Origin of the sequence: Bacillus cihuensis, assembly GCF_000504145.1 — a bacterium.
In the GTDB taxonomy this organism is placed as follows: Bacteria; Bacillota; Bacilli; order Bacillales; family DSM-1321; genus Peribacillus; species Peribacillus huizhouensis.
The window spans coordinates 1,155,881-1,167,720 of sequence record NZ_KI632495.1 but is presented as its reverse complement, the minus strand read 5'-3'; the positions used below and the strand labels follow the sequence as shown (position 1 = coordinate 1,167,720).

Below are 11,840 nucleotides of genomic sequence, written 5' to 3'. Positions count from 1 at the left end.
AAAGTAATTACTGAAGATTCTAGGAGGTATACAGATGGTAGCCGAGAAAGGTACTGACCATACTAACCAAGAACAAGAATATGACGTGCTGAAGTCTACTCAGACTGTAATACATAAAGCATTGGACAAACTTGGTTATCCTGAGGAAGTTTATGAGCTGCTTAAAGAACCATTGCGTTTGCTAACAGTGAAGATTCCAGTAAGAATGGATGATGGTTCAGTAAAAATATTCACTGGATATCGTGCTCAACATAATGATGCGGTAGGTCCTACTAAGGGTGGAATCCGTTTTCATCCAGATGTGACTGAAAAAGAAGTGAAGGCATTATCTATTTGGATGAGCTTAAAATGTGGAATTGTTGATTTACCATATGGAGGCGGAAAAGGCGGTATCGTTTGTGACCCTCGCAATATGTCGTTCCGTGAGCTAGAAAGATTGAGCCGCGGTTATGTGCGGGCGATTAGTCAAATCGTTGGACCAACGAAGGATATTCCTGCACCTGATGTATTTACCAACTCTCAAATCATGGCTTGGATGATGGATGAATACAGTCGAATGGATGAATTCAACTCCCCTGGTTTCATTACAGGTAAACCGCTAGTCTTAGGTGGTTCACATGGTCGTGATTCAGCTACAGCAAAAGGGGTTACAATTGTTATTCATGAAGCGGCTAAAAAAAGAGGCATCGATGTAAAAGGTGCGCGTGTCGTTGTTCAAGGATTCGGTAACGCTGGAAGCTATCTTGCGAAATTTATGCATGACGCAGGTGCGAAGGTCGTGGGGATTTCTGATGCTTATGGAGCCCTTTATGATCCGGATGGACTGGATATTGACTATTTACTTGATCGCCGTGATAGTTTTGGCACGGTTACTAAGCTATTTAAGAATACGATTACAAATAAAGAGTTGCTAGAGCTTGAATGTGATATCCTTGTGCCAGCAGCTATTGAAAACCAAATAACAGAAGATAATGCTCATGATATAAAGGCGAAAATTGTTGTAGAGGCAGCTAATGGTCCGACAACAATGGGAGCTACACAAATCTTAACTGAACGCGGCATCCTACTTGTACCAGATGTACTTGCCTCCTCTGGCGGCGTGACTGTTTCTTATTTTGAATGGGTTCAGAATAATCAAGGGTATTACTGGAGCGAAGAAGAAGTAGAAGAGAAACTAGAAAAAATCTTGATAAAAGCGTTTAATAATATTTATGACACTGCTCAAACAAGACGTGTTGATATGCGATTGGCTGCCTATATGGTAGGTGTAAGAAAAATGGCAGAAGCTTCGCGTTTCCGTGGTTGGATTTAAGCCTTAAGCTTTATTAATTGATGAAAATGAAAAAATCTCCTATTCTAAATGAAAAGGAGATTTTTTTTGCAATTATTCTTGAAATATAAGGAATGGTATTTAATAATAGGCACGATGCACGATTGGTTTGAGATCAAAAGCCAATAAAGTGATACTTTTATCAGTGGGGGGTTCCTGCACGTTAATGAGGGATAAAAGGATGCCGTGTGCTTTGATAATAAGAAAGAGGGTATAACAATGATTCATGAAGAAGTGATTATAATTGGTGGGGGACCTTGTGGGCTTAGTGCTGCAATAGCTTTAGGGAATGAAGGAATTCAGGCGCTCGTTATTGAAAAAGGTAATATTGTGAATTCCATCTATAACTATCCAACCCATCAAACGTTTTTTAGTACGAGTGAAAAACTTGAGATTGGCGATGTTGCTTTTATTACAGAAAATAGAAAACCAGTCCGAAATCAGGCTCTGGCGTATTATCGAGAAGTAGTAAAGAGAAAACAATTACGAATTTCATCATTTGAAAATGTAACGAGTGTTGCTAAAGCCGAAAAAGGTACATTTGTTGTAACTACTTCTAAGGCGACGTATTCAGCGAAAGCCGTTATAGTCGCAACTGGTTATTATGATCATCCGAATTATTTAAATATTCCAGGTGAAAATCTTCCCCACGTATCGCATTATTTTAAGGAAGGTCATCCATTCTTTGATAAAGATGTAACCGTGATTGGTGGAAAAAATTCAAGTATTGATGCTGCGTTGGAACTCGTAAAGGCGGGTGCTAGGGTTACTGTCCTCTATCGTGGCACGGAGTATTCGAAGAGCATTAAACCATGGATATTACCTGAATTTGAATCACTAGTAAGGAATGGGACAATTACTATGGTATTTGGGGCTCATGTTGATGAAATCACTAAAGAACAAGTAATCTACCATACAGCAGAGCGTGCCGAAACGATTAAAAGTGATTATGTGTTTGCTATGACAGGGTACCATCCAGATTATTCTTTTTTAAAAAAAATGGGCATTCACATTCAAGAAGAAAGTGGCAGACCACTATTTAACGAGGAGACAATGGAGACGAATGTAACTGGAATATACATTGCTGGGGTGATCGCTGCTGGAGATAATGCGAATGAAATCTTTATTGAAAACGGTCGTTTTCATGGTGGAATGATCGCTACGGATATTGCTTCTAAAATTTACTAAATTGCAAACTAATAGAGCGGGTGTCCCAAAAGCAAGAGGTTAGACTAAAAAACAACTAAATACAGTATAAGATACTTATAAGAAACACTACATACTGATTTAGAATGCGAAGTCAGACCCTTATGAGACGCCCTCTCGATTTAGTTTTCCGATGCATTTGTAAAGACATTCTTACAAAAGTTGAAAAAATTATTGAAGGGGTGATTCAGATAAAGTCACAAGTAGCTAACCACGCAAAATTGAAGCGATTCATTTGGCTTTTTCCGCTCCTTTATTTCATTTACGATTTGGAAGAAATTTTGACTGTAGAGACTTTTCTTTATAATCATTCTGAAACGATCCCTTTTACTTTAACAACAAAGCAGTTTACGTTTGCCTTTTTACTTTTATAGATTATATCAGTCAATGGAAGCTATATAGCATTAAAGAATCGAGTGTTTTTAGGAATAGAGCCACTTACATTCTTTTCATCCTTAGTACCAGGTCTATTATTAGCTAACGTTGTCAGTCATTTCATTCAATTTATTATATTAAAAGACTATGTTCTAGGCATATTTACCTCAATGATTGTTCATCTATCCTTATTCTATTATAACGCTCAAATACTTGTTCAATGAGAAGTTAATAACGGTAAAAAATTTATATGGTTTCTATGATTAGGTTTTATTTTACAAGTTCCTTTTGCGCTTTTATCCCATTGGATTGCAAAACTATTGTTTTAATATAGGGCTAATTTTCTTTGAATCGAGTATTTGTCGACCTTTACAGAGAAAACATTCGCTGAATTTCTATATGAGATTCTGTGTTATGTAGAGCGATCAATAATTTAATCCGTGCTTTCTGACCGTTAAGACCGTTTGAGAAAATAATCCCCATATCTTTCAAATGCTTTCCACCACCGTTATATCCATACACATCCTGTACGATTCCATTAAAGCAGCGAGACACGATCACAACAGGAATATTTGCTGCTAAGAGTCCCTCGATTCCTTTTAATGTCTCAGGAGGCATATTACCTTGGCCAAGTGCTTCAATGACTAATCCATCGATATTTATATCCTTTAATGCATAAAATAAGGCAGAATCCATTCCGGCGTGTGCTTTAAGCAAAGTTACTCGTTTTGAAACGCTTTTCATCTGATACTTTTCTCGATGTATAGGCTGATGATGAAAAAAAACTGCACCCTTTGTCACAATTCCAATTGGACCATATTGGGGACTTTGAAATGTGGACACATTGCTAGTATGCGTTTTTGTGGCGTTGGCGGCTGTATGAATTTCATCATTCAAGACAATGAGTACGCCTTTGTCTATAGCCTGATCACAAGTTGCGACTTTAATAGATGAGATAAAATTGTATAATCCGTCAGAGCCGATTTCATTACTTGAGCGCATAGCACCTGTGACAACAATGGGAATATTCGTCTGAATCGTCAAGTCTAGAAAGTAAGCTGTTTCTTCAAGTGTGTCTGTACCGTGAGTGATTACAACACCATCGATTGATTGCTTTTGGATCGATTCTTCAATTAGTTTCTTAATCGAAAGCATTTCAATAGCAGTGATATGTGGCGAAGGCAAATTAAAAGGCTCTTTAACGATAAAATTTGCCATGTCGCGTATTGTTTCAGATGTTTTTTTTATTGGATTTTCATCGGCTAATTTTACGGAGCCGGCCGAATCCTCCATCATAGAAATTGTTCCACCTGTATGAATGATTAACACATTTTTTTTCACAATTCGTCACCTCCGGGTTCTTTTTAAAACCAATAACAGAATTTAAGCTGTCATTTTCTTTTTCCTTATTACATGATACGATTAAATAAAAGATATGAAAAGGGGTCAGCCATGCTGGTCATTTTAACTGCAGGCATTGCACCAGGTTTGGCATTGCTATGTTATTTTTATTTGAAAGATCAATATGATTCTGAACCGGTTTCTGCTGTGTTAAAGACGTTTTTATATGGGGTTTCTCTTGTGCTACCGATTATGTTTCTTCAATACGTGTTGCAAACAGAAAATGTCTTTACATCACAATTTGGCGAAGCATTTCTAAAAGCGTCACTGTTGGAGGAATTCATAAAATGGTTTTTTCTTTTGTATATTATTTATCCGTTTGCAGTATTTGATGAACCGTACGACGGGATTGTTTATGGTGTTTCTGTTTCATTAGGTTTTGCGACGATGGAAAATATTTTATATTTAATTGCAAACGGAGTCGAACATGCATTAGGTAGAGCGATACTCCCTGTGTCCAGCCATGCATTATTCGGAGTAATAATGGGGTATTATCTCGGCAAAGCTAAATTCTCAAACACACATAAAAAACTATTTTTGTTCTTATCCCTTAGTGTAACTGTGTTTCTTCATGGTATGTACGATTTCATACTCTTGACTGATCGATTTTGGATTTATTTAATTTTGCCATTTATGATTTTTCTTTGGTGGTTAGCATTGAAAAAAGTAAAATCTGCACGACTTTTATCTGAATTTCATGAAACAAGAAGTTTTTAAAACATGTAAAACAACGGTTTCAGACGAAGTGAATCATTGTTTTTTGCTGTTTTCGCATACTTTGTTGCTTTTCAATTATATTTACACTAACAACCGGGGGTGATTTCCGTTGCAGGTACTCGCTTTCCGAGGGCGGTTTCAAAAGCCTCCTCAGTGCTTTGCACTTGCGAGGTCTTCTTCAACACGCTTCTCCCGCAGGAGTTTCGCACCTTCCACTACAATCAATCATCTGCTCGAATTGGTTTTTTGCTAAAAACAACAATCTTTACGAAAAGAGCCTTTTTTATATCTCAAATTATTTAAATGTGAGTTAAGAGGGAGACCATTTGGTTTTCCTCTTTTTTCTATTAAGGCTTTTTCTACTTATCTTGGAATAAAAACGGCCCTTAAGAAGAAAATAGGACTACATTACATCATAAGAAAAAGAGGGTGTGTAGTTGATGAAAGGAATTTCGTCAAAATGGAAAGGGGTAATAGCGACAGGTTTAGCTGTTTGTTGTCTAGCATTTTCTGATATTCATGCTTCGGCCTTTACGAGTCAAGTGATTCAAAAAGGTGCGGTCGGAGACGATGTCATTGAGCTTCAGGCTCGTTTGCAAAACATCGGCTATTATCATGGCAAAATCGATGGGGTATATGGGTGGGGGACATATTGGGCTTTGCGAAATTTTCAACAAAGCTTTGGATTACCTATTGATGGTTTAGCTGGGTTTACAACGAAAAAAAAACTTGCAGATGCATCGAATTTTAATGCGAAATTCGTCCATACACAAATTCAAAAAGGTAACGAATTTACGTATTATGGTGGGGTAGATATTGCAAAGCAAATAAAACCGAATACAAATAAGAAGAATACGAAAACTACAGGGAAAACTAGTACAAATACTAAACAAGCTACCAAAGGCAATCAAAAAACGAATACTGCATCGAATCTCCCAGCTGGCTATTCTCAGAATGATATTCAATTATTAGCGAATGCAGTGTATGGCGAAGCAAGAGGTGAACCTTATATAGGACAAGTAGCTGTTGCTGCGGTTATCTTAAATCGTATCGATAGTCCTTCGTTTCCAAATACGATTTCTGGGGTTATCTTTGAACCTGGAGCGTTCACGGCTGTAGCGGATGGTCAAATCTGGCTGTCTCCTAACGAAAGAGCAAAAGAAGCGGTTATTGACGCAATTAATGGCTGGGATCCGAGCGGAAATGCAGAGTATTACTTTAATCCGGCAACTGCCACAAGTAAATGGATTTGGACAAGACCGCAAATTAAACAAATCGGCAAACATATTTTCTGTCATTGAGAGGTGAATCAAATTGATTAGAAACGTAGTGATTGGTGTTTTAGTAGCAGCTGTTGCAGGTACGGGGTTTTGGGGCTACCAAGAACATAAGGAAAAAAATGCAATCTTGATTAATGCTGAAAATACGTATCAACGTGCATTTCACGATTTATCGTATCAAGTAGATATATTGCAAGATAAGATTGGTAATACATTAGCAATGAATTCTCGTACTTCACTTAGTCCTGCACTTACAGATGTTTGGAGAATTACGTCTGAAGCACAAAATGACGTGGGTCAACTTCCATTGACATTACTCCCATTTAATAAAACCGAAGAGTTCTTGTCAGATATTGGTGATTTTAGCTATCGAACTGCTGTGAGAGATTTGGAAAAAGAACCGCTTAATGATCAGGAATATGCTAGACTTGAATCTCTTTATGGGCAAGCTGGAGAAATTCAGAAGGAACTAAGAAAAGTCCAATATCTTGTCATTAAGAATAATCTTCGTTGGATGGATGTTGAAATGGCTTTAGCATCTGGGAAAGAGAATGCAGATAACACGATTATTGATGGCTTCGAAACGGTGGAGAAAACAGTATCAGGTTACTCAGAAGCCCAAACAGGAGACCCTACGCATACGAGTACTAAACAAGAAAATAAAAACTTTCAAAACTTAAAAGGTGAGGTTATTTCGAAACAAGAAGCAATTCAAAAAGCAAAGAAATATGCAAAAATGACAGAACCGATTGAAGTCAAAGTTGTAGAAAATGGCAAAGGTGCGAAATACGGATTTTACAGTATAAGTCTTGTTGAAACAAAGACAAATAATGAAGTAGATATGGATCTAACGAAAATAGGCGGATATCCAGTATGGTATATAAACAATCGTGACATTCAGAACAGTAAATTAGATTTAAATCAAGCGAGCAATAAAGCGGTTCAATTTCTAAAAGAAAATGATTTTGAATCACTAGATCTATTTGAAAGTGCTCAATATGATCATGTAGGATTATTTAACTTCGTGACTTTACAAGATGGTATTAGGATCTATCCAGATTCGGTAAAAATAAAAATTGCACTTGATGATGGATCAGTGCTCGGCTTCTCAGCTGATGACTTCTTTCAGTCACATAAAAAGCGTGATATACCTCAAGCTACACTATCTGCAGAAGAAGCGAAAACGAAAATCAATCAAAACGTACAGATTATGGAGGAGAGAAAAGCGTTAATTGTTAATGATCTCGACCAAGAAGTTCTTTGTTATGAATTTTTAGGTACGATTAATCAGGATACGTATCGGATTTTTATTAATGCTAATTCGGGAAGAGAAGAAAAAGTGGAAAAATTAAAAAATTCCGAACCTGTTTATGAGAATATTTTGTAACGCAATTGATGTAAACTACGAATAGGATGGGTGTGTCCCCCTCTATCTATTTTAGGGTTTTTAAACATTTAGAATGTTTTAGTGGCATATTATAATAATTACTAAAAAGGAAGAGTACCTTATGTGCTTTTCCTTTTTTTGTTTTCATGTAATAATAATGGAAATAAAGATAGAAAAGGCGATGTTCAAGAATACAGTCAAAGCGGTGGAAGGAAGAATATTTGAACAAGTTATTATAGGGAAGTGTGAAGTAATGATTAATATCGGGGACGCTTTATTAATAAAGCCAAGGTTTTCTATGACTGAAGAAACGTATAAAGCAATGGTAGTTGAAATAGAGGATGGCGGTTTATTTATTGATTATCCAGTGAATGTTGAGACTGGTAAGATTGCGTTTTTGCCAGATGGTATGCAATTGGAGATTACAATTACTGATTCGGAACAAATGGTTCATATTTTTGATTCTGAAGTGCTGGGGAGAATTAGAGCAAGAATTCCAATGATTCAATTATTATTACCTCCAGAAAATACCTTCATTCGAATTCAGAGGCGACAATTTGTAAGATTAGATGTCTCAGTAGATGCAGCCGTACATCCAGAAAAGAATGAATTTTCACCTTTTAAAACGATCACGGAAGACATAAGTGCTGGAGGAGCAGCAATAAGGCTACCAAGAAATATAGAGATTAAAGCGACTAGCAACGTAAAAATATGGCTTTGTTTGCCCTTAAAATCAGGTGAAATTCATTATCTATGCTTGAAGGGGAGGATTACTCGCTTTAATGAACAATATAAAGGGAAAAATATCCTTTCGGTTCAATTTTTCGAAACAACAGACACGGATACTCAATTAATCATGCGTTTTATATTTGAAAAACAGATGGAATTAAAGAAACGTGGTCTTATCTAATATTTTATACATAAAGCGTTATTACTAAAATATATTATTTCTATATTTTGAAAAGTAATTGAATGAATTTTAAATCATTTCTCCATACTGTTAATAAGTACAAAGTAGCAAATGGAGGGTTTTTAGTTATTTTGAAAACGGTGGAACGAATTATAATTAAATTAATTTGGATCCAATTGATTTTCTTACTGGTATTTCAACTTTTTTTGAATCGTGAAGAATCTTTTGGTCAATTAAAAAAGCTTGCTCAGTATGAAGGAGTCAATAGCAATAATTATACAAAAGTTATTGAAACATTCGAAGATTTGCAAGACTAAAAAAGGCGAATTTTTCGCTTTTTTTATTGGCTAAATATTTGACGTTTAAGAGATTATGGATGTGTTACTACGGAATTTGAAATCTATTTCACTTGTATAACAGATTAAATATCTCGACTTCAATTTTTTGGTCGTAGAATCAAAAAGTTGAGATGAAAATAAACAACGATTGAAGTTTCACTTAATTAGGGCAAAAGTATTTCTGTTTCATTAAGTGAATGTGATAAAATAAAAGGGATAGGATATTACAGCAATTGATTTGGATTTTAGGAGGATTTATGAGAAAGAAAATATCTGTTGCCATCGATGGTCCTGCAGCAGCAGGGAAGAGTACTGTGGCAAAAATAGTGGCAGAACATTTTAATTACATTTACGTAGATACAGGAGCAATGTACCGCGCATTAACATACAAAGCTTTTAGTGAAGGAATCAATCCAACGGAAGAGCAGCAACTTTTTTCGTTGCTGACACAAACGGAAATCGTATTAAAGCCAAGTGAACATGGACAGCTTGTATTTCTTGATGGTGAAAACGTCACTGCTCAAATTAGAAATAACGAGGTGACAGGGTCAGTATCTGAAGTATCGAAGCATCGTTCGATTCGAGAAGAAATGGTTAGAAGACAGCAACAGCTTGCCAAAGGCGGCGGTGTTGTCATGGATGGACGCGATATTGGTACGCATGTACTCCCAGAAGCGGAAGTAAAAGTGTTTTTAATTGCATCAGTAGAAGAACGTGCGCAGCGTAGATATCAGGAAAATGCACAAAAAGGATTTTCAGCTGATATAGAGAAATTAAAAGAAGAGATTGCTTTACGTGATAAGCTGGATTCGGAAAGGGAAGTATCACCATTAAAAAAGGCGAATGATGCCATAGAACTAGATACTACCTCGATGACGATTGAACAAGTAGCAAAGAAAATCACTTCGCTCATAGAAGAAAGGATAAGATGAATTTGAATTTTTACACATTTGCAAAAAACGTTGTAAAAATTGTTCTATTGCCGTTCTATAGGGCTAAAGCGATCGGAATTGAAAATATCCCGAACGAGGGAGGAGTACTAATTTGCTCCAACCATATTAATAACCTAGATCCGCCGATCGTTGGAATTGCATCGAAAAGAGATATTCACTTTATGGCTAAAGAAGAATTGTTTCAGATTCCTATTTTGAAGGGTATCTTACCTAAAGTTCATGCATTTCCAGTAAAGCGGGGTCTCAGTGACAGGGAGGCGTTGCGAAAAGGACTAGCGGTACTTAAAGAAGAACAAGTATTAGGGCTTTTTCCAGAAGGAACACGAAGTAAAGATGGTTTATTAGGGGAGGGATTAGCGGGTGCTGGTTTTTTCGCTCTTCGTTCAAAAGCTGCGGTCCTTCCATGTGCGATCATTGGTCCTTATAAAATGTTTAGACCTGTAAAAATTGTCTTTGGTAAACCAATAGATTTCGAAAGAATACGCGAAGAGAAAGTTTCAGCAGATGACGCAACGAAGGCTATTATGACAGAAATCCAAACATTGATAAATAACCATAAATAATTCATCTTACTTGACAATTTAACGTTTTTATTAGAATTTATATAAATAGGGGATTAATTCCGAATTATGAATTAGTATGAAATCTTTATTCACTCTAAAGGACAGGCAAGCTAACTTATTCTTAGATCGAAAAAGAGCCTGGAATAGAAATTCTGCAGTGCAGTCATGGGTTAAGGAGGAGTTCGTAATGACAGAAGACATGAACCAAGTTGAAGTAAATAATTATGAAGTGGGAGACAAGGTGAATGCAACGGTTTCCAAAGTTGAGGAAAAACAAGTCATTGTAGCTGTGGAAAACGCGAAAACCGATGGTATTATCCCTATAAGTGAATTATCTAGCTTACACATTGAAAAAGCATCTGATGCGGTAGCTGAAGGTGATGTACTAGAGCTTGAAGTAATCAAGGTCGAAGAAGAAGCTCTTATTCTATCAAAAAGAAAAATGGATGCTTTAAAAGCTTGGGATACACTTGAACAAAAGTTCGAGGCTCAAGAAATATTTGAAGCTGAAGTTCGTGACGTTGTAAAAGGCGGTCTTGTCGTTGATTTAGGAGTAAGAGGATTTGTTCCTGCTTCTTTAGTTGAAGACTATTTTGTAGAAGACTTCTCAGAATATAAAAATAAAACATTAACGTTTAAAATCGTTGAACTTGACAAAGAGAAAAACCGTTTAATTTTATCACATCGAGCTGTTGTTCAAGATGAAAAGAAAAAACAAAAATCAAATATTCTTGATAAAATTGAAAGCGGACAGGTGATCGAAGGAACCGTTCAAAGGCTTACAGATTTTGGAGCATTCGTAGATATCGGCGGTGTAGACGGTTTAGTTCATATCTCCCAACTTTCTCATGACCATGTAGATAAAGCATCTGATGTTGTTTCCGAAGGCGATCAAGTAAAAGTGAAAGTTTTATCGGTTGATCGCGATAATGAAAGAATCTCTTTATCCATTAAAGAAACATTACCTGGACCTTGGGAAGGAATTGCAGAAAAAGCTTCAAAAGGATCTGTACTTGAAGGGACTGTTAAGCGTCTCGTTTCTTTTGGAGCATTTGTTGAAATTTTCCCGGGAGTAGAAGGTCTCGTGCATATTTCGCAAATCGCTCATAAACATATTGGCACGCCACATGAAGTTTTGCAGGAAGGTCAACCTGTTACGGTAAAGGTACTTGAGGTAAATGAAGAGGATCAACGCTTGTCCTTGAGTATTAAAGATTTACAAGAGCAGGATTCCTCACAATATGAGGAGTATGAATTGCCTGAAGAGACAAAAGGGTTTCAATTAGGTGAAATTCTTGGGGATGCATTTAAAAAATTTAAATAATAAATAATCATTAAGGGGGTGAACACCCCCCCTTAATAGAAATTTCACTTTTTTTT

At 36.5% G+C, this 11,840-nt stretch carries 12 protein-coding genes; 11 read left to right on the top strand and 1 reads right to left on the bottom strand.

Annotation, left to right across the window (positions count from 1 at the left end; translation table 11 throughout):
- The first annotated feature begins 34 nt into the window (after window positions 1-34).
- The 3 genes from V179_RS0111500 to V179_RS32445 all read left to right on the top strand — a co-directional run bounded on the left by V179_RS0111500 (window position 35) and on the right by V179_RS32445 (window position 3,135).
- Window positions 35-1,312, top strand: coding sequence for a Glu/Leu/Phe/Val family dehydrogenase (locus V179_RS0111500; RefSeq protein WP_028391578.1), 1,278 nt, complete (start codon window positions 35-37; stop codon window positions 1,310-1,312).
- Window positions 1,313-1,549: 237 nt separating this feature from the next.
- Entirely contained in the window at window positions 1,550-2,518 is a 969-nt protein-coding gene (locus tag V179_RS0111495; protein WP_028391577.1) for a YpdA family putative bacillithiol disulfide reductase, read from the top strand.
- A gap of 434 nt (window positions 2,519-2,952) precedes the next feature.
- Window positions 2,953-3,135, top strand: a complete 183-nt coding sequence (locus tag V179_RS32445; protein ID WP_161632343.1) for an HXXEE domain-containing protein — start codon at window positions 2,953-2,955, stop codon at window positions 3,133-3,135.
- A 145-nt stretch (window positions 3,136-3,280) separates the two neighbouring features.
- On the opposite strand, the gene V179_RS0111485 is transcribed toward V179_RS32445, so the two are convergent.
- Window positions 3,281-4,255 (bottom strand): asparaginase, encoded by a 975-nt coding sequence (locus tag V179_RS0111485; RefSeq protein WP_028391575.1) that lies wholly within the window; start codon window positions 4,253-4,255, stop codon window positions 3,281-3,283.
- Window positions 4,256-4,363: 108 nt separating this feature from the next.
- Between V179_RS0111485 and prsW the strand changes: the two genes are divergently transcribed.
- The 8 genes from prsW to rpsA all read left to right on the top strand — a co-directional run bounded on the left by prsW (window position 4,364) and on the right by rpsA (window position 11,784).
- Entirely contained in the window at window positions 4,364-5,029 is a 666-nt protein-coding gene (prsW, locus tag V179_RS0111480) for a glutamic-type intramembrane protease PrsW (protein WP_028391574.1), read from the top strand.
- A 440-nt stretch (window positions 5,030-5,469) separates the two neighbouring features.
- Window positions 5,470-6,330, top strand: coding sequence for a spore cortex-lytic enzyme (gene sleB, locus V179_RS0111475; protein ID WP_051404935.1), 861 nt, complete (start codon window positions 5,470-5,472; stop codon window positions 6,328-6,330).
- A 13-nt stretch (window positions 6,331-6,343) separates the two neighbouring features.
- A complete protein-coding gene (ypeB, locus tag V179_RS0111470) occupies window positions 6,344-7,696 on the top strand; it encodes a germination protein YpeB (protein WP_028391572.1) in 1,353 nt (450 codons plus the stop codon).
- A 253-nt stretch (window positions 7,697-7,949) separates the two neighbouring features.
- The gene (locus V179_RS0111465; protein WP_028391571.1) at window positions 7,950-8,606 is read left to right on the top strand and encodes a flagellar brake protein; all 657 of its coding nucleotides are present in this window, start codon (window positions 7,950-7,952) and stop codon (window positions 8,604-8,606) included.
- A 62-nt stretch (window positions 8,607-8,668) separates the two neighbouring features.
- Window positions 8,669-8,923 (top strand): YpfB family protein, encoded by a 255-nt coding sequence (locus V179_RS0111460; protein ID WP_235179027.1) that lies wholly within the window; start codon window positions 8,669-8,671, stop codon window positions 8,921-8,923.
- 278 nt (window positions 8,924-9,201) lie between these two features.
- On the top strand, window positions 9,202-9,876 hold the full coding sequence (gene cmk / locus V179_RS0111455) for a (d)CMP kinase (RefSeq protein WP_028391569.1): 675 nt from the start codon (window positions 9,202-9,204) through the stop codon (window positions 9,874-9,876).
- Window positions 9,877-9,878: 2 nt separating this feature from the next.
- Entirely contained in the window at window positions 9,879-10,460 is a 582-nt protein-coding gene (locus V179_RS0111450) for a lysophospholipid acyltransferase family protein (RefSeq protein ID WP_028391568.1), read from the top strand.
- Between the two features lie 187 nt (window positions 10,461-10,647).
- Window positions 10,648-11,784, top strand: a complete 1,137-nt coding sequence (rpsA, locus tag V179_RS0111445; protein ID WP_028391567.1) for a 30S ribosomal protein S1 — start codon at window positions 10,648-10,650, stop codon at window positions 11,782-11,784.
- Window positions 11,785-11,840 lie beyond the last annotated feature (56 nt).